16 protein-coding genes and 1 tRNA gene are annotated in these 18,224 nt (G+C 63.2%); 7 read left to right on the top strand and 10 right to left on the bottom strand.

Features of this window, described 5'->3' with window-relative positions:
- Positions 1–51 precede the first annotated feature (51 nt).
- Positions 52–2,091, top strand: coding sequence for a transketolase (gene tkt, locus EBQ26_RS08320; protein ID WP_122238554.1), 2,040 nt, complete (start codon positions 52–54; stop codon positions 2,089–2,091).
- Between the two features lie 43 nt (positions 2,092–2,134).
- Here tkt and EBQ26_RS08325 read toward each other — a convergent pair.
- From EBQ26_RS08325 to EBQ26_RS08350, 6 genes are all read right to left on the bottom strand, one after another.
- A protein-coding gene (locus EBQ26_RS08325) for an IS5 family transposase (protein WP_122238555.1) occupies positions 2,135–2,930 on the bottom strand; the annotation gives its coding sequence in 2 pieces (ribosomal slippage) (positions 2,135–2,669 and positions 2,668–2,930; 798 coding nt in all).
- 106 nt (positions 2,931–3,036) lie between these two features.
- Entirely contained in the window at positions 3,037–3,912 is an 876-nt protein-coding gene (gene htpX, locus EBQ26_RS08330; RefSeq protein WP_122238556.1) for a protease HtpX, read from the bottom strand.
- A gap of 187 nt (positions 3,913–4,099) precedes the next feature.
- The gene (locus tag EBQ26_RS08335) at positions 4,100–4,633 is read right to left on the bottom strand and encodes a retropepsin-like aspartic protease family protein (protein WP_238944246.1); all 534 of its coding nucleotides are present in this window, start codon (positions 4,631–4,633) and stop codon (positions 4,100–4,102) included.
- Between the two features lie 139 nt (positions 4,634–4,772).
- Positions 4,773–5,198 (bottom strand): NUDIX domain-containing protein, encoded by a 426-nt coding sequence (locus EBQ26_RS08340; RefSeq protein WP_122238558.1) that lies wholly within the window; start codon positions 5,196–5,198, stop codon positions 4,773–4,775.
- 96 nt (positions 5,199–5,294) lie between these two features.
- Positions 5,295–6,215: an ATP-binding protein gene (locus EBQ26_RS08345; RefSeq protein ID WP_122238559.1), complete on the bottom strand. Its 921-nt coding sequence runs from the start codon at positions 6,213–6,215 to the stop codon at positions 5,295–5,297.
- 113 nt (positions 6,216–6,328) lie between these two features.
- On the bottom strand, positions 6,329–7,177 hold the full coding sequence (locus EBQ26_RS08350) for a 3-hydroxybutyryl-CoA dehydrogenase (protein WP_122238560.1): 849 nt from the start codon (positions 7,175–7,177) through the stop codon (positions 6,329–6,331).
- A gap of 172 nt (positions 7,178–7,349) precedes the next feature.
- Between EBQ26_RS08350 and EBQ26_RS08355 the strand changes: the two genes are divergently transcribed.
- From EBQ26_RS08355 to ribD, 3 genes are all read left to right on the top strand, one after another.
- The gene (locus tag EBQ26_RS08355; protein ID WP_122238561.1) at positions 7,350–7,913 is read left to right on the top strand and encodes an adenine phosphoribosyltransferase; all 564 of its coding nucleotides are present in this window, start codon (positions 7,350–7,352) and stop codon (positions 7,911–7,913) included.
- Positions 7,914–7,981: 68 nt separating this feature from the next.
- Positions 7,982–9,007, top strand: coding sequence for an ABC transporter permease subunit (locus EBQ26_RS08360; protein ID WP_122238562.1), 1,026 nt, complete (start codon positions 7,982–7,984; stop codon positions 9,005–9,007).
- Positions 9,008–9,074: 67 nt separating this feature from the next.
- Complete coding sequence (ribD, locus tag EBQ26_RS08365) at positions 9,075–10,253, top strand: bifunctional diaminohydroxyphosphoribosylaminopyrimidine deaminase/5-amino-6-(5-phosphoribosylamino)uracil reductase RibD (protein ID WP_238944247.1); 1,179 nt, start codon at positions 9,075–9,077, stop codon at positions 10,251–10,253.
- 203 nt (positions 10,254–10,456) lie between these two features.
- Here the strand turns inward: ribD and tig are convergent, their stop codons facing one another.
- Positions 10,457–11,809: a trigger factor gene (gene tig, locus EBQ26_RS08370; protein ID WP_122238563.1), complete on the bottom strand. Its 1,353-nt coding sequence runs from the start codon at positions 11,807–11,809 to the stop codon at positions 10,457–10,459.
- 106 nt (positions 11,810–11,915) lie between these two features.
- Positions 11,916–12,000: transfer RNA gene (locus EBQ26_RS08375), tRNA-Leu, on the bottom strand.
- Between the two features lie 262 nt (positions 12,001–12,262).
- Here EBQ26_RS08375 and EBQ26_RS08380 point away from each other — a divergent pair.
- The 3 genes from EBQ26_RS08380 (at position 12,263) to EBQ26_RS08390 (ending at position 14,269) form a co-directional block, all read left to right on the top strand.
- Positions 12,263–13,198 carry a Tim44 domain-containing protein gene (locus EBQ26_RS08380; protein ID WP_122238564.1) on the top strand — a complete coding sequence of 312 codons (936 nt, stop codon included), beginning with the start codon at positions 12,263–12,265 and terminating at the stop codon, positions 13,196–13,198.
- Positions 13,199–13,477: 279 nt separating this feature from the next.
- On the top strand, positions 13,478–13,897 hold the full coding sequence (locus EBQ26_RS08385) for a helix-turn-helix transcriptional regulator (protein ID WP_122238565.1): 420 nt from the start codon (positions 13,478–13,480) through the stop codon (positions 13,895–13,897).
- A gap of 33 nt (positions 13,898–13,930) precedes the next feature.
- Complete coding sequence (locus tag EBQ26_RS08390; protein ID WP_238944248.1) at positions 13,931–14,269, top strand: HipA domain-containing protein; 339 nt, start codon at positions 13,931–13,933, stop codon at positions 14,267–14,269.
- Between the two features lie 96 nt (positions 14,270–14,365).
- Here EBQ26_RS08390 and EBQ26_RS08395 read toward each other — a convergent pair whose 3' ends face one another.
- Positions 14,366–16,063 (bottom strand): VWA domain-containing protein, encoded by a 1,698-nt coding sequence (locus tag EBQ26_RS08395; protein ID WP_122238566.1) that lies wholly within the window; start codon positions 16,061–16,063, stop codon positions 14,366–14,368.
- Entirely contained in the window at positions 16,027–18,213 is a 2,187-nt protein-coding gene (locus EBQ26_RS08400; protein WP_122238567.1) for an AAA family ATPase, read from the bottom strand. Before EBQ26_RS08400 ends, EBQ26_RS08395 begins: the two co-directional genes overlap by 37 nt.
- Positions 18,214–18,224: the final 11 nt, after the last annotated feature.

Below are 18,224 nucleotides of genomic sequence, written 5' to 3' on the forward strand. Positions count from 1 at the left end.
GCACGGGGTGTCGCAGCCCCGCTTTTCATTTCAAATTCTGGAGTTTTCCCCATGCCCAACACCCCCTCAATGGCCAATGCGATTCGCGCATTGGCGATGGATGCCGTCCAACAAGCCAACTCGGGCCACCCTGGCGCGCCCATGGGCATGGCGGAAATGGCGGTGGCGCTGTGGGCGCGCCACCTGCGCCACAACCCGGCGCATCCGCAATGGGCGAACCGGGATCGCTTCATCCTCTCCAACGGCCATGCCTCCATGCTGATGTATGCGTTGCTGCATTTGACGGGCTATGACTTGCCGATGCAGGAGCTGAAAAACTTCCGCCAATTGCACAGCAAAACCGCTGGCCATCCGGAGGTGGACCTCACCCCCGGCGTGGAAACCACCACCGGCCCGCTGGGCCAGGGCATTACCAATGCCGTGGGCTTTGCTTTGGCCGAAAAGCTGCTGGCGGCCGAATTCAACCGCCCCGGCCACACCATCGTCGATCACCACACCTATGTTTTCCTGGGCGATGGCTGCCTGATGGAAGGCATCAGCCACGAGGCCTGCTCGCTGGCCGGCGCGTGGAAGCTGGACAAGCTCATTGCCCTGTATGACGACAACGGCATCAGCATCGACGGCCAGATCGCCCCCTGGTTTGCCGACAACACGGCCGAGCGCTTCCGCGCCTACCAGTGGAATGTCATCGGCCCGGTGGACGGGCACGACGTGCAGGCGCTGGACGCCGCCATCGCCCAGGCCAAGCAAAGCCAGGGCAAGCCCACGCTGATTATTTGCAAGACCTCCATCGGCAAAGGCAGCCCCAACCGTCAGGACACCGCCAAAGCTCACGGCGAGCCGCTGGGCGCCGAGGAAATCGCCCTGGTGCGCCAGCAACTGGGCTGGGAGCATGGCCCGTTCGAGATTCCGCAAAGCGTTTACGCCGATTGGGACGCCAAGGCCAAAGGCCAGGCCGCCGAAGCCGCTTGGCAAAAAACCTTCGATGCCTACGCCCAAGCCCACCCCGAGCTGGCCGCCGAATTCCAGCGCCGCATGGCCGGGGAATTGCCCGCCAGCATCCATCAAACCATCGTCGATACCGTGGTCGATGCCCAGAGCAAGGGCGAGAAAGTCGCCACGCGCAAGGCCAGCCAAATCGCCCTGGAAGCCTTCACCAAGGCCCTGCCCGAGCTGCTGGGCGGCTCGGCCGATCTGACCGGCTCCAACCTCACCAACACCAGCTCCACCCCTGCGCTGCGCATGGACGCGCAAGGCCAGGTCGTCAAAACCGCTGAAGGCCAGATCGGCCGCCACATCAACTACGGCGTGCGCGAGTTCGGCATGGCCGCCATCATGAACGGCATTGCCCTGCACGGCGGCTACATCCCCTACGGCGGCACCTTCCTGACCTTCAGCGACTACAGCCGCAACGCCATCCGCATGGCCGCGCTGATGAAGCGCCGCGTGGTGCACGTCTTCACGCACGATTCCATCGGCCTGGGCGAGGACGGCCCCACCCACCAATCCATCGAACACGCCGCCAGCCTGCGCCTGATTCCCAATCTGGACGTCTGGCGCCCCGCCGACACGGCGGAAACCGCCATCGCCTGGGCCGAAGCGCTGCTGCAAAAAGACCGCCCCAGCGCCTTGCTGCTCTCGCGCCAGGCCGTGCCCTATGCGCCGAAAAAAGATGTCTCCAACATCAAGCGCGGCGGCTACATCCTCAGCGAACCCAAAGACGTGGGGCTGGATCAGCCCGCGCAGGCCGTCATCCTGGCCACAGGCAGTGAAGTCTGCCTGGCGCTGGAGGCGCAAAAACGCCTGGCCGAACGCAAAGTGCCCGTGCGCGTGGTGTCCATGCCCAGCACCACCGCGTTCGACCGCCAGGACACCAAATACAAAAACTCCGTCTTGCCCGCTGGCCTGCCGCGTATTGCCGTGGAAATGGGTGTGAGCGATTTCTGGTGGAAATACGGCTGCGCCGCCGTCGTCGGCATCGATCGCTACGGTGAATCCGCGCCAGCGGCGGACTTGTTCGAGTTCTTCGGCTTCACGCCCGACAACGTCGTCAAAACCGTGCAGGCCGCGCTCAAGCGCGCCCATGCGTGATTCGGCGGGCCTTGGCTTGGGCAACTGAGTCCTGAGAACCTGTTCAAAATCTTTTGAGGATGAGCGCCAGGAAAGCCAAGTGGATGAACTGCAAGCTGGTATTGAGCAGGCGCTCGCAGTTCTTCCACAACCGTCTGTTCTTGTCCAGCCAGGCAAAGCTGCGCTCCACAACCCAGCGCTTGGGCATCACCTTGAAGGTGTGCAACTGACTGCGCTTGGCGATCTGCACGTTGACGTGCCCGCCCAAAATGGCTTGCACGCCCTGCGCAAAAGGTTTGCCCACATAGCCGCTGTCACACAGCAGGCCTTGCACGCGCTTGCATGCAGGTTGGCAGCGCTGGAGTGCCTGTAGTGCGCCTTGGCGGTCTGTGATGTTTGCAGTCGTCACAGCAATGGCGTGGGGCAGACCTTGGGTATCGACGGCGATGTGACGTTTGATGCCTGAAACCTTCTTGCCTGCGTCATAGCCTTTGTGGCCAGCGGTGTCACTGCCCTTGACGCTTTGTGCGTCCACGATCAAGAAGGCGCTGCATGCGTTGCGCGCCTGTTTCTCGCGGGCCGCGCCAACTTGATTTTTTTAAAGCCTGCTGCAGCAAGCTGGCGCCTTGTTCATTGGGCTGGCTCCAGATCTGGAAGTAGGCGTGTACGGTGCGCCATTTTGGAAAGTCACTCGGCAGAGCTCTCCATTGGCAACCTGTGCGCAGCAGGTACAGCACGGCGCAGAACACCTCATACAGATCCACCGTGCGCGGGCGGGTGCTTTTGCGCGCGCTCTCCAGCAAAGGGCGCACATGCTCAAATTGCTCTGGGCTGATGTCGCTTGGGTATTTCGCTCTCATGCAAAGAGCATAAACAAATTGGCAAAAAGATTTTGAACAGGTTCTGAGTCACCCGTCCATGAAAAAAGGGCCAATCGGCCCTTTTTTCATGGGAGTGGCGCAGACTTCAAACCGAGAGCTTTTGCAGCGCCGCGATGCGCGTTTCCAGCGGCGGGTGGGAGCTGAACAGCATGCCCACAGAGCCAAAAATGCCCATGGAAGCCATGCCCTGGGGCAGGTCTGGCACGCTGGCGCCGCCCAGGCGCGCCAGGGCTTTTTGCATCGACAGGCTTTGGCCCATCATCTGCGCCGCACCCGCATCGGCGCGGAACTCGCGCTGGCGGCTGAACCAGGCCACGATGATGGCGGCCAGCACGCCCAGCAGCGCGTCCATGATGAAGACGGTGACGTAATAGCCCACGCCCATGCCTGTTTGGTGGCTCGATTGCTGCTCGTTCTGGCTGGCGCCGCGCAAAAAGCCATCGACGATCATGCCCACCACGCGCGAGATGTAGATGACAAAGGTGTTCATCACGCCCTGGATCAGCGTCATGGTCACCATGTCGCCGTTGGCGACGTGGGCCACTTCGTGGCCGATGACAGCTTCCACCTCCTCATGCGTCATGCTTTGCAGCAAGCCGGTGGAGACGGCCACCAGCGCGGCGTTTTTGCGCGCCCCGGTGGCAAAGGCGTTGGGCGGGCCGTCGTAAATGCCTACGTCGGGCATCTGGATGCCGGCCTTGTCGGCAAAGCCGCGCACGGTTTCGACGATCCAGGCCTCATCGCGGTTGCTCGGCTCGTTGATCAGGCGCACGCCCATGCTGCGCATGGCGATGGTTTTGGAGAGCAGCAAAGAGATGGTGGAGCCGCCAAAGCCCATGATGAGGGCCATGACCAGCAGGCCCGCCTGGCTATTGCGGTCCAGCCCCAGCAGGCTGGTGACCAGGCCGAGCACCAACAGCACGGCAAAGTTGGTGGCAACGAACAAGAGGATGCGCTGCATCGTGGGAGGTCCTTTTTGAGTAATGGTGAGACAAAAGCGGTGTGGCGCGCGCGGGCGCAGGCCCTGGCGCTGCCGTGATGATGACATGTGATGCCGCCGTTGCCGCTTTCAAGCCTGCATCGGCCAGGGGTTTTGGCGCGTGCGGCGCGGCAGCGGTTGTTGCACCTTTGCGCTGTTATTTGCGCTGTTATTTGCGCTGCAGCCGCATGGTGTCGCCCGCGATGGTGATGTGAAAGTGCCGCAGCACGTTCTGGCCCAGCAGGGCGTGGCTGGTTTGGCCCCGCTGCCCTTTCTGCCTCTGCTGGCCGCTGCTGCCCATCTCCAGGCCGATGCCCACTTCGATATCCCGCAGCACAAAGCCGCCCGGCGCGCCCAGGCTGATGGCGTCGGCGCGCTGTACCCGGCCCTGGCGCGTGCCGCCTGCGGTGGCAAAAGTGCGCGGCGCGCCGCCCTCCAGCCCAGCGGCGCGGGCGGTGGCTTCGCTGATGGCTACCAGGCTGGCGCCGGTGTCGATCATGAAGATCACAGGCGTGCGGTTGATGGCGCCCTCGACGTAAAAATGCCCGTCGCGCTGGCGCGGCAATTGCAGCTCGCCCGCCTCGGCGATAAAGACGCTGGGCCTGGCGAACATGTTTTGCATGAACAGGTACAGCACGCCGATGACGGCCATCCAGGCCAGCCAGATGGCCCAGGCGCGCACGGGGCGGCGTCCAGGCGGCATGGGGGCGGCTGGTGCGGCCGATTCGGGCGGCCTGCCAGGGGGGCGTGCAAGGCGCGGCATTTTACCAATCAATGGAAAAGCGACTTGTTTGTCATCAAGCCAAAACAGGGTATTTTATTTTCTTTTTGATCAATAATTTTCAGGTGTTTTCAGCCGCTTGGCGGGCCAGCGCGTCCAGCACGGGCCAGGCGCCGGGCAGGATGGGGCTGACGCTGGGCGGCAGGCTTTGCCAGGCGATTTGCTGGCCTTCGCGCATCTCAAACTGGCCGCTCCAGTCGCGCACCTTGCACCAGTGCAGGCGCACCTGGGCATGTTCGTAATCGTGCTCGGTGGTGCGCCAGAGTTCGGCCGCGCCGATGGTGATGCCCAGCTCCTCCTGGAATTCGCGGCGCAGGGCTTGTTCGACGGTTTCGCCCGCTTCGATCTTGCCGCCGGGAAATTCCCAATAACCGGCGTAGGGCTTGCCCGCCGGGCGGGTGCCCAGCAGGAATTGTTCGCGCCCATCGTCCGGGCTGGGGCGCAGCAGGATGCCGACGGCAACTTCGGTGCGGGGGGCTTGGCTCATGGCTGGGGTTTTACGGGTGTTTCAATCAAAGGAAAATAGCATTTTTTATTGATATGCCGAAACATGCCAATTTTTTTGCGGTTTGAATTGGAAAATTCAGGTGTTGGCGTCTGCGCCATCGCGCCCCACATAGTCGCGCGCGAATTGGTAGGCCACGCGCCCGCTGCGCGAGCCGCGCTCGAGCGCCCAGACCAGCGCCTCCTGGCGGGCCTGCGCCAGCCGCGGCTCGGGGCAGCCCAAGTGGCGCAGCCATTGCTCGGCGATGGCGAGGTATTCGTCCTGGCTGAAGGGGTAGAAGCTGATCCACAGGCCAAAGCGCTCGGAGAGGGAGATTTTTTCCTCCACGCCTTCGCCGGGGTGGATTTCGCCGTCGCTGCCGGGGCGGTAGCTTTGGTTGTCGGACATGTACTCGGGCAGCAGGTGGCGGCGGTTGCTGGTGGCGTACACGAGCATGTTGGGCGAGGCGGCGGCGATGGAGCCGTCCAGTATGGATTTGAGCGCTTTGTAGCCGCGCTCGCCTTCGTCAAAGCTCAAATCGTCGCTGTAGATGATGAAGCGCCACGGGGCCTGGCCGATGGCGGCGGCGATGTCGGGCAGGGCGATGAGGTCGTCTTTATCGACTTCGATCAGGCGCAGCCCTTGCGGCGCGAAGTGGTGCAGGCAGGCGCGCACCAGGGAGGATTTGCCCGTGCCGCGCGCGCCGGTGAGCAGCACGTTGTTGGCGGGGCGGCCGACCACGAACTGGGCGGTGTTGGCCACGAGCTTGTCTTTTTGCGCCCCGACTTCGATCAAATCTTCCAGCGCGATGGCGGCCATGTGTTGCACGGCCTCAAGCACGCCGCCGCCGCTGGCGTGGCGGCGGTAGCGCCAGGCGATGGCCTGGCCCCAGTCGTCGGGCGCGCGCAGGGGCTGGGGGATGAGGGCGTCCAGTCGGTTGAGCAGGCGATCGGCTTTGTCCAGCAGCTCGGTGAGCGATTGGGCAAGCTGCTCGGCGGGGAAGGCGGGGGAAGCGTTCATGGGGCGGTCGGCAAGAGGGGGGCAGAGGGGCGGCCGGGGCCAAAGAGAACGCCTGGCGCGGCGGCCAGGCGAGAGAGCCTGTTGAGCAGGCTCTGGGGCTGCAAAAGCCAGAATCAGTATTTATAGACGCCGTGCCCGCTCTTGCGGCCCAGGCGGCCAGCGGCGACCAGCTCGCGCAGCAGCGGGGCGGGGCGGTATTTGCTGTCGCCAAACTCTTGCAGATAGACCTCCATCACGGCCAGGCACACGTCCAGCCCGATCAAGTCGGCCAGGGCCAGCGGGCCGATGGGGTGGTTGGCGCCGAGCTTCATGGCCTCGTCAATGGCTTCGGCCTTGGCCACGCCTTCGGCCAGCACGAAGAAGGCTTCGTTGATCATGGGCACGAGGATGCGGTTGACCACAAAGCCGGGCGCGTTTTGCACGGAAACGGGCGTTTTGCCCAGCTTGCGGGCCATTTCGGCCACGGTGTCGTGCGTGGCGTCGCTGGTTTGCAGGCCGCGGATGACTTCCACCAGCGCCATCATCGGCACGGGGTTGAAAAAGTGCATGCCAATGAACTGCTCGGGCTGGCTGGTTTGCGCCGCCAGGCGGGTGATGGAGATGGAGGAGGTGTTGGTGGCGATGATGGTGCGCGGCGTGGCCACTTCCTCGATTTGCTTGATGATTTTGACCTTGAGGTCGTAGTTCTCGGTGGCCGCCTCGATGATGAGCTGGGCGGGCTGCAAATCGACGTAGCGCGTGCTGCCCTTGATGCGCGCGAGGGTGTCGGCCTTGTCGGCCTCGGTGATTTTGTCTTTCTTGACCTGGCGATCCAGGCTGGAGGCAATGGTGGCCAGCCCTTTGCTGACGGCCGCATCAGAGATATCGACCATGATGGCCTGTAAACCCGCAGCCGCTACCGCCTGGGCGATGCCGTTGCCCATAGTGCCTGCGCCGATGATGCCTACTGTCTGGATGCTCATGTGCTTCTTTCTGGAAGAGATAAGAGGGGGGAATCGAAAAAACAAAAAACGCCTGGCGCGCGGGCCGTGGCCCCCAAAGCCTGCGCCCGCGCCAAGCGTGGCTGACTTTACACTACGCCCGCCTTGCCGCTGCGCGCCTGGCCCCTCTTGCTTTTTGACTTCTCGCCCCGCCATGACAGACGCCTTGCATTTGAACGTCCCCCAGTTTTTGCGCCAGCACATCCGTACCGTGCCCGATTGGCCCAGCCCCGGCGTGCAGTTTCGCGACATCACGCCGCTGCTGCAGGATCCGCTGGTGTTTCGCGTGCTCATCGACGCCTTCGTGCACCGTTACATGGCGCCGGGCATGCAGCCCGATGTGGTGGCCGGGCTGGATGCGCGCGGCTTCATCATCGGCTCGGTCGTGGCCTATGAGCTGAACGTGGGCTTTGTGCCCATCCGCAAAAAAGGCAAGCTCCCCTTCACCACGGTGGAGGAGACTTACGAGCTGGAATACGGCAGCGCCACGGTGGAGCTGCACACCGATGCCGTCACGCGCGGCCAGCGCGTGCTGCTGATCGACGATTTGATCGCCACGGGTGGCACCATGATTGCCGGCATCAAGCTGTTGGAGCGCCTGGGCGCGCAGGTGATGGAGTGCGCCGTCATCGTCGATTTGCCCGAGCTGGGCGGCTCGGCCAAGGTGCGCGAGCTGGGCCATCCGCTCTTGACCTTGCTGCAATTTGACGGGCACTGATTGCGTAGCGATTGCACCTCGCTCACACCTCGCTCGCGCAGTGATGAGGCATTGATGCCCCGCCGCCCATGTTCGCCTACATCCTCAAACGCCTGCTGCTGATGCTGCCTACGCTGCTGGGCGTGCTGCTGCTGACCTTCATCGTCGTGCAGTTCGTGCCCGGCGGGCCGGTGGAGCAGTATCTGGCCGAAGCGCGCTCGGGCCTGGGCGCCGAAGGCGCGGGCCTGCAATACCGCGGCCGCGAGGGGGTGGACGCGCAACGCCTGGCCGAAATCAAGGCGCTGTACGGCTTTGACAAACCGGCCCACGAGCGCTTTTTCCAGATGCTGGGCCAGTTCGCCCGCTTTGACCTGGGCCGCAGCTTCATGCACAACAAGGATGTGTGGACGCTGATTCGGGAAAAACTCCCCGTCTCCGCCAGCCTGGGGCTGTGGACGTTTTTCATCAGCTACCTCATCGCCGTGCCCTTGGGCGTGGCCAAGGCCGTGCGCGCGGGCAGCCGCTTCGACTTCGTCACCACGCTGCTGGTGCTGCTGGGCTACGCCGTGCCCGGCTTTGTGCTGGGCGTGGCGCTGCTGGTGATTTTTGGCGGGCAACTGGAATGGTTCCCCCTGCGCGGGCTGACCTCGCCGCACTGGGCCGAAATGGGCTGGGGCGAGCGCGTGGTCGATTACCTCTGGCATATCGCGCTGCCCGTGGCCTCGATGGTGGCGGGCAGCTTCGCCGTCACCACGCTGCTGACCAAAAACGCCGTGCTGGAGGAAATCCGCAAGCAATACGTGCTCACCGCGCGCGCCAAGGGCCTGCGCGAAGGGCAGGTGCTGTGGCGGCATGTGTTTCGCAACGCGCTCATCCCCATCGTCACCGGCTTTCCCGCCGCCTTCATTGGCGCGTTCTTCACCGGCGCGCTGCTGATTGAAACCCTGTTCACGCTCGACGGCCTGGGTCTGCTGGGCTATGAAAGCATCATCCGGCGCGACTTCCCCGTGGTGCTGGGCACCCTGTATCTGTTCACCCTCATCGGCCTGCTGACCAAGCTGGTCAGCGACTTGTGCTACCTCTGGGTTGATCCGCGCGTGAAGTTCGACGGGTGAGCGTGGGCGTGAACCCGCGCAAAAAAGCGCCCATCGGAAGCAAAGCGCCCCAGCATCCCTTGCCGTTATGACCGATACCCCATCCCCCTTGCCGCAGCCATCGGCGGCCATGCAGCGCAGCCTGGCGCTGGCCGCGCAGGCCGTGGGCCTGTCCAACCCCAACCCGGCCGTCGGCTGCGTCCTCATCGCACCTGACGGGCAACTCATCGGCCAGGGCCACACCCAGGCCGTGGGCGGCCCGCATGCGGAAGTCATGGCCTTGCGCGACGCTGCCGCGCGCGGGCATAGCGTGCAGGGCGCGACCGCCTACGTCACCCTCGAACCCTGCGCCCACCACGGCCGCACGCCCCCGTGCTGCGATGCCCTCATCGCCGCGCGCGTGGGCAAAGTGGTGGCCGCGCTGGTCGATCCCCATCCCCAAGTGGCAGGTCAGGGCCTGGCCCGCTTGCGCGCTGCGGGCATTGCGGTGGAATTGGGCGATGGCGCGGCCCAGGCGGCAGAACTCAACCTCGGCTTTTTGCAACGCATGCGCACTGGCCGGCCCTGGCTGCGCAGCAAAATCGCCGCCTCGCTCGACGGCCTCACCGCCTTGCCCGATGGCCAAAGCCAGTGGATCACCGGCTCCCAGGCCCGCAGCGACGGCCAGCGCTGGCGTCAGCGCGCCTGCGTGGTGCTCACCGGCGTGGGCACGGTGCTGGCCGACGATCCGCTGCTCAACGTGCGCGAAGCCGCCGCCGGGCCTGCCGCGCGTCAGCCCCATCTGGCCATCGTCGATAGCCGCCTGCGCACCCCGCCCGGCGCGCGCTTGTGGCAAGTGCCGTGCCGCCAGGTCTGGTTGTTTGCCAGCGCCGAAACCGCCAACGACGCAGCCCAGCGCCAACGCCAGCAGGCGCTCCAGGCGCTGGGCGCGCGCGTGATCCTGGTGCCCGATGCGCCGCGCGGGCTGGATGTGGCCCAAGTGGTACAACACTTGGCCCGCATGCCCGCCAACGAAGTGCATGTGGAAGCGGGCGCCACCCTCAACGGCGCCCTGCTGCGCGCGGGCTTGATCGACGAATGCCTGCTGTACCTGGCCCCCAAGCTGCTGGGCGCAGGCCGCCCGATGGCCGCTGGCCTGCGCTTGGACGCCCTTGACCAAGCCCCCGACTGGCATTGGCTGGATCGCGCCTGGTTGGGCGCGGATTTGCGCCTGCGCTTGAGCCGTCGGCCCCTGGAGGCCTTGATCGGCGCGGATGAAGCGGTTTGAGATGGTATTTTATAAATCAAAAGGAAATAAAACTACCTTGTTTTGGCATGGTGGGTGGGAAATCGTTCTTCCTTTTGATTGAAAGAAAAAACCGCCGTGGCGCAGTGCGCAAACGGCGGTTTTTCAGGCTTTGAGCCAAGCCCCGTGGGGGCCTTGCATGGGCTTGAGGCGCCCTGCATGCTCTCCCTGGGGGAGGGAGGGAATCAAGCCTCGGCTTGTTCCTGCTCGGCTTGGGCTTCTGGCGCAGGGGCGGGGTTCATCAGCTCCTCGAAGCTGATGGTCTTGTCCACCGTCTTGGCCTGCTTGAGCACGAACTCGGTGACGTTGTTCTCGATCACCACCGCTTCGATTTCGCCCAGGCGTTGGCGGTCGCCAAAGTACCAGCGCACCACTTCCTCGGGCTTCTCGTAGCTGGCGGCCAGTTCTTCCACGTGGGCGCGCAACTGCTCGGGCGTGGCTTCCAGGCCATTGGCGCCCACCAGCTCGGCCACCACCAGGCCCAGGCGCACGCGGCGCTCGGCTTGCGGGCGGAACACGTCGGCGGGGATGGTTTGCTGGTCGATATCCTTGTAGCCGCGCTGGCGCAGGTCTTCGCGCATACCTTGCTCCAGGCGGGCGATTTCGCCTTGCACGGCGGCCGTGGGCAGATCCATCTCGGCCTTGGTCAGCAGGGCATCCAGCACGGCTTGCTTGTTGCGCGCCTGCACGCGGAACTTGACTTCGCGCGCCAGGTTTTTGCGGATGTCCTCACGCAGTCCGTCCACCGTGGCGGCTTGCACGCCCAGGGATTTGGCGAATTCGTCGGTGACTTCGGGCAGCGTGGCCGCTTCGACTTTCTTGATGGTGACGAGGAAGTCGGCCGTCTTGCCCGCCACTTCCGTGCCGTGGTAGTCCTGCGGGAAAGCCAGCGGGAAGGTCTTGCTCTCGCCCACTTTCATGCCCAGCACGGCGTCTTCAAACTCTTTGAGCATGTGGCCTTCGCCCACCAGGAAGGCGAAATCCTCGGCCTGGCCGCCAGCGAAAGCGTCGCCGTCGATCTTGCCTTCAAAGTCCACCGTCACGCGGTCGCCCGTTTGCACGGCGTCGTCCTTGCCGCGCTGGGCAAAGGTGCGGCGCTGCTTGCGCAAAATGTCCAGCGTGCGCTCAATGGCGGCTTCGTCCACTTCGACGTTGACGCGCTCGATTTCCAAATCGCTCAAATCGCCGATTTGCACGTCGGGGTACACCTCGAAGACGGCGTCGAAATCCACAAAACCTTCGGCAGCGCCGGCTTTTTCGCTGATGCGGGGCTGGCCAGCCACGCGCAGCAGGGCCTCTTCCACCGCTTTGTTAAAGGCCTGGCCGACCTGGTCGTTCAGCACTTCGTAATGCACGGAAGCGCCGTAGCGCTGGGCCACGACGGACATGGGCACTTTGCCGGGGCGAAAGCCGTCCATCTTGACGTTGCGGGCCAGCTTCTTCAGGCGCGCCTGCACTTCTTGTTCGATGGCTTGCACAGGCAGGCTCAGCGTGATCTTGCGTTCGAGCTTATCCAGTACTTCTACGTTGACGGTCATGGGTGTAGTCCTGAGTGGCTGCGGCGCGGCTGGCAAAAGCCGCGCTGCGGGGAGGAAGGAATCAAGCGCGCCGCGTGCGGCCGCCCGCGAATGATCGTTGTATGGATGGTGCGCGAGGGGGGACTCGAACCCCCACACCTTACGGCGTCAAGACCTAAACCTGATGCGTCTACCAATTCCGCCACCCGCGCAAGTCTTTGCTCCCGGTGCCTGCCTGCCCAGGCCAAAAAGCCAATGGGCGGGCCGCACCCGGTAAAACCGGCCGATTCTACAGAGGTTTGCTCCTGCCGCAGCGAAGCCTGATGCAGCGGGCGTTGGCCGCCCGAGTCGGCGCCAACTCCCCAAAAACCAACGGGTATTCAGGTTTTGGAAGAATGCCGCCCCCATGCGCTGGCCGAAGGGTTTGGCTGCGCCCCAAGTCCAATCTATACAGGAGAGACGATGACCTTGACGATGAAAAAAGTAGGCACGCTGCTGGCGGCTTTTTTCCTGGCCTTTTTGATGTTCGCGCATGTGGACGCGGAAGCGCGCCGCATGGGCGGCGGCAGTTCGGTCGGGCGCCAATCGAGCAACGTGACGCAGCGCCAGGCCACGCCCCCGGCCGCGCAGCGCGGCACGCCCGCCGCCAACACCCCGCAAGCGCGCCCGCGCAGCCCCATGATGGGCATGCTCGGCGGCCTGGCCGCTGGTCTGGGCCTGGCCTGGCTGGCCAGCTCGCTGGGTTTGGGTGAGGAGTTCGGCTCCATCATGCTGATGATGTTGCTGGGCATGGTGGCCTTGGCCGCAATCGGGTTTTTCATGCGCTCGCGCAACCGCGCGGCCATGCAAGGCGCGGGCGCATCGCCTTTCGCGGGCGTTGCGGGCAACCAGCCCCAAGCCCCCGTGCAAGCCGCTGCACGCAGCTACAGCCCCAACAATGTGGGCAACGACGCCTCCGCCCGCCCGTTCGAGCAAGGCGGCTCCATGATCGGCTCGGCCCTGTCCGGCTCGCAAAACTGGGGCATCCCCGCAGGCTTTGACACCGAAGGCTTTTTGACCGCAGCCAAGCGCAACTTCGTCAGCCTGCAAAAAGCCTGGGACGAGAAAGACCTGATCGCCCTGCGCGCCATGATGACCGACGAAATGCTGGCCGAAATCCGCCAGCAACTGGCCGAGCGCGACGCGGCCAATGGCGGCAAGCCCAACCACACCGAAGTCATCACGCTGGATGCGCAACTGCTGGGCATCGAGGAGCTGGAACACGACTACATGGCCAGCGTGGAGTTCTCCGGCATGATCCGTGAAGACGCCTCCGCAGGCCCCAACCCCTTCCGCGAAGTCTGGAACATGACCAAAGCCAAAAACGGCAGCTCCGGCTGGCTGGTGGCCGGCTTGCAGGCTTTGCAATAAGCTGGGGAATGTTTGATTTGCCAATCAAAAGGAAAACAAATAGGCATGTTTCGGCATGATGGTAAATGAATCGGTTTTCCTTTGATTGAATATTAAAAAGCCGCCTCGTTTGAGGCGGCTTTTTTCATGGTTGCAAGCCCGGGATTTTGTTGAGGGTTGCTGCGATCCTTTGCGGACTCTCATGGGGGTTGCTGGGTGCTTTGCTTGACCGTTTGCTGTACATGAATTCAAATATGAGCGGTTAACTAAAAATAAAATTCATATTTGAGAGAATAAAACATGTCATCTCCCGAGCAAAAACGCTCCGGCGCGCAGGTGGCGATGCCGCAGCCCGTGGCGCGTGCGCTGCGCCGTCTGGGGCAGGACATTTCGGTGGCGCGGCGCATGCGCAGGCTGAGCCAGGACGATTTGGCCCAACGCATCGGCACGTCCCTGAGCACCGTCAGGCGCATGGAGGATGGCCACGCAGGCACCGCGCTGCACACCTTTCTGCGTGCCCTGCACGTGCTGGGGCGGCTCGATGAGCTGTCCCGGGCGATGAGCCTGGAGCACGACGCGCTCGGCATGGAGCTGGTGCGCCAGCAGTTGCCCCAGCGTGTGCGCACCTCGGCAGGCAAAAAACGCTCGGCGCTCCGCTCGAAGGCGGTGGCTGGCGCAGGCGGCGCGCTCGGGCACGGCGATGAACTGGAGGGCTTTTGATGGCTAGGCCCAAGCCCGCCCGCCGCCCGGACCTTGAAGTCCATCTGGGGGCCAGCGGCCAGCTTGCTGTACGACGCGCGCCAGCGCGGCTGGCGTTTGTCGCCCGCCTTTGACCTCAACCCGATGCCGGGCGAGAGGCGCGAGAGCAAAACCTGGCTGACCGAGGATACGGGCGCCATCGACAGCAGCGACATGCTGATGGCCGCCGCGCCGTACTTCAGGCTGGATGCCACGCAAGCTCAGGCGATTTGGGGTGAAGTGGCCCAGGCCGTAGCGGGCTGGCGTACCGTGGCGCGGGGCTTGGGCATGCGCGGCAGCGACCTGCTGGACTTCGAACCGGCCTTTGCCCAGGACGATGGGGCTGGCGCATGACTGGAGGGGCTGGAGGACGATCTGCACGCATCGCAGTGCAAGCAGACCGCCCGAATCCGCTGCCTTGCCAGCCGGGCAAAGGTCTCGGGCCAGCGCTCACAGCACCACCACCTCATCGCTGAAGTTGTCGCTCTTGCGCCTGCCTGCGCACAGCACCGAATACACCCGGCATTGCAGCGCTTCTTTTTGCTGGCCAAAGCGTTGGGCGAAGTTGTCGTCAAGCGTGCAGTCGCCGTCCGAGATCATCAGCACATCGGCTTTTTCGTAGGTTTTTTCTGCGCTGATGATGTCCAACGCCCTTTGCAGGGGCGAGGCGAAATCCGTGCCGCCGTGAAAGCCTTGCTGCAAAAAGCGCAGCAACCCCGGCAGCGCGGCAGCGCTCTCCAGCGCGTATTCGCGGATTTGCCCTTGGCTGCCAAACAGCAGCACGTGCAGCTCGCGCTTTTCCTTTTGCAAGATGTTGGCAATGGCCGCCAGCAGCGCCTTGGCCTTGATGGCGGGTGTGCCGTCCATGCTGGCGGAGGTGTCCAGGCAGGCCACCACCGGCCCCGTGCGTTGGCGGCGGGTGCTGTTTTCTTGCTGATCCATCCAGCCTTGGCCGCGCAATTCGTAGCTCAGCAACTGGTTTTCCAGCAGGCGGGCGTAAAACAGCATTTCCAGCGTGTCGTCGTCCAGATTGGCCAGCTCGGCGGGCAGAACGCGCAGCACATCGCCGCTACGGTACACGCCATGCACCTCGCTGCGGTCGGCTTGCGGCACGCGGCGCTTTTGCTTGATGTCTTCGGCCAGATAGCGCCGCCCCATTTTCTCGGCCAGCGCGCGGATGGCGGCATTGCCCTGCATCTGGCGGGCCATCTCGGCAAAGTCCGCGCCGCAGCTTTGGATGTCGTTGTACGACCAGGCCGCGTCCGGGCAGGCTTGCAGCCAGGCTTTCGCCTTCTCGTATGCCTGCGACACATCCTCCAGGCTTTGGCCAAAGCTGCGCAGCCGCTGGCGCACCTCTTTCGGGATGTCCTCATCGGCCAATTCGGCCTCGTAGTCTTGCGTCTGGGCCAATTCCTGCCGCAGCAGTGCGATGAAATCGGGCGTGAGCGGCTGGTTTTTGAAAAAGGCCTCATGCGCTTGCCAATCGGGCTCCGGCGTGGCGCTGGCCTGCTGGTCCCAATCCCAGAGCAGCCATTTGTTGGCTCCCAGCTTGCGGCGGGCATGGGCTTTGAGTTGGCGGATGGTGGGCTCCCACTCGGGTTCGAGCATGTCGCCCAGCCAGCCGGTGAATTGGTCCAGCAGCGAAGGGGTCGCATCCTGCCCGAGCTGCTGCACGCATTCGCTGGAAAACTGGTGGCAGTTCTTGATGACCAGGCCGTAAAAATCGTTGTCGCCAATGCGCGAATGGGCATGTGCGGCCACCAGCGTGTGGCCTACCGCCTGCTTACCACGGCAGGACACGTAAATCTTGCGCCCGAGCTGGCTTTTTTCGGTGAAGTCGGCCCCGTCGCTGTAGCGCACCACGCTTTGCGCCACGCCCGTGACCACGATATTGGCCATTTGCCCATCGGCCACGTGAATGCCCGAATGCTCGACGGCAAACCACAAATCGCAATACACCACGCTGCCCGGCTGGGGCAGCACCTTGGGGCGAAAGTGGCTGTCGATGAAGTATTTGATGGGCTTGAGGCCAAAACGCACCAGGCCGCCCAGCAGACCATGCGCAAGCCCGCCCAGCCCCGACTTGAGCATGCCCCCCAGCGCGTTCAGCATCACGCCTGCCCGGCCAGCCACAGGTTGTGGCGGCATTGCTGGGCCAGCAGGGTGCCCTGGTTGGTAGCGGCTTGGGAGGCAGCCGTTGTTTGGGCAGGGGCGGCCGTGGCGTCAGGGCGCAGGGTGGGGTGGTCGTCCCCGTCTTGCCATTGCCAGACGCGCTCGAAATCCCAGCCCAGGTGGTGTTCCAGATAATCGGCGTTGAATATTGCGGCGGCTACGCTGAGGCCGTTACGACCGTCGAGCTTGTTTTCCTGCGCGTTGTTGTCGTAGAAATAAAAAGAATCTTCATTATTGCTATCGATGGAAATATTGTTTTGCAGGCGGGATTGGTTGTTTTTGGAGTTTGCAATGCGACTCAATGTAATACTTTTTTTACTATTTTTTAATTTACCTATCGCGCAAGCTTGGATGCTACTGCTTATTGCTTCATAGGAAATGCCGGAAAACATAAAAGTGTCAAAAGGTAAATTATGCGCTAATGACCCTGCGATAAAACATCGCTCTACCTGGCTATTCAATAGATTGCAGGCAATGCCCCCACGTATTTCATTGGGTGAGGCCACATAGGATAATAATAATAGACAATCCTTGATATGTGATTGTTTTGCTTTCTCTTTAATCAATACCGAATCCGCCTGGCAATAGGCAATATCACTGTCTTCCACGTTGACGGCCAAACTGTCACCACTGCGGCAGTGAAGAATGGTGCCATGCTGAATTTTCTTGGCAAATTGCCCATGGGTCTGGCAGCAGCTGATGGTGCTGTATTGAACAAGGTCGGCCAATTGGGATTGGCTTTGGCAATCGCTGACGGTGCTGTTGCGGATGGTGTGGGCCAACGGGTGTGAGCTGTTGCAGCCGTGGATTCGGGCATCTTCCATCGAATGGCTTAAACGCAGCCCTTGTACCGTCAAATCGCGCACCGTGGCCTGGCGGATATGGGTGAAAAACGGTTTTTCGGTTTTGGCCGTGAGGGTGAAGCCGCCGCCATCGTAATGGCCGTGAAATTCGGCTATATCCAGCCAGGTTTCGCCCAGCACGGTGCCGTCGATATCGGCGGTTTGGCGGAAGTGCAAACCCTGCTGGCTGATGGCAGGGTCGGCCAGGCGGCCAAGCTGATGGATAGTGCCGATCAAAATCGGATCGTGCTCGCTGCCGCTGCCTTGCAGGCCCTTGAAGCGGGCGCCCGCAGCGGCCGGGGCGGCCTTGGGTTGGGTGGCTGGCTTGGTTTTGGATGAGGTCTGGGCCTGGGCCTTGTCGCCACCGGCCAGCGGGCGGTCGAAGCGGGCCAGTGTTTGCTTGAGCAGCGTCAGCACTTTTGCCCTGTTGGCTTCGTGGTTCCACAGGCAGTCCTTGAGCAGCAGCAGGTCGGAGAAATCCACTTCCTGCCGCCCGTTGCTGGCTGCCGATACCCGCAGCAGGTGCATGGCTTTGACCATGCGGCGATCAGAGAGGGTCTCGTCGGCATCTTCCTTGAAGGCTTGCTGGTGGGCTTGCCAAATCTCCAGCACGGCTTGCTGCACTTCGGCGGGGAAGCTGACGCGGGCGGCGGCTTGGCGCAATTGGGCCAGTTCTTCGGCGCTCAGGCGCTGCTGCGGCTTGACGGTTGCGGCGGCGGGCAGATCGAACAGCTCTGCGCGCTCTTGCGCGCCGACATAGCCCACGAAGCAGCGCAGCAAAAAGCGGTCGTACAGCGCGGCCAGCTCGGCCTGGCCTTGCGGCAGTTCGTTGGAGGCGGCGACCAGGGCTTGCAGGGGGATGTCTTCGGCGCTGGCGCCGTTGTGGTACTTGCGCTCGTTCAAGACGGTGAGCAAGGCGTTGAGAATCGACGAGCTGGCCTTGAAGATTTCATCGAGAAAGGCCACTTGCACCGTGGGCAGATAGCCCTGGGTCTGGCGGTGAAAGCGGTCTTGCTTGAGCGCGCTGATGGACAGCGGGCCGAACAGTTCTTCGGGCGTGGAGAACTTGGTGAGCAGGTATTCGAAGTAAGCGCTGCCTTGCTGCGGCTGGGCCAGCGCCTGGCTGATGCGCCGCGCCAGCAGGCTTTTGCCCGTGCCGGGCGGGCCGACCAGCAGCAGGTTTTCGCCCGCCAGCAGGGTCAGCAAGGCGGTGCGCAGGGTTTCTTCACGGCCAATCAAGCCGTGGTTGAGCTGTTGCAACAGGGCGCTGAGTTTGGTTCGCATGGAAAGATGGC

It is taken from the genome of Allofranklinella schreckenbergeri, assembly GCF_003703475.1.
GTDB lineage: Bacteria > Pseudomonadota > Gammaproteobacteria > Burkholderiales > Burkholderiaceae_C > Lampropedia > Lampropedia schreckenbergeri.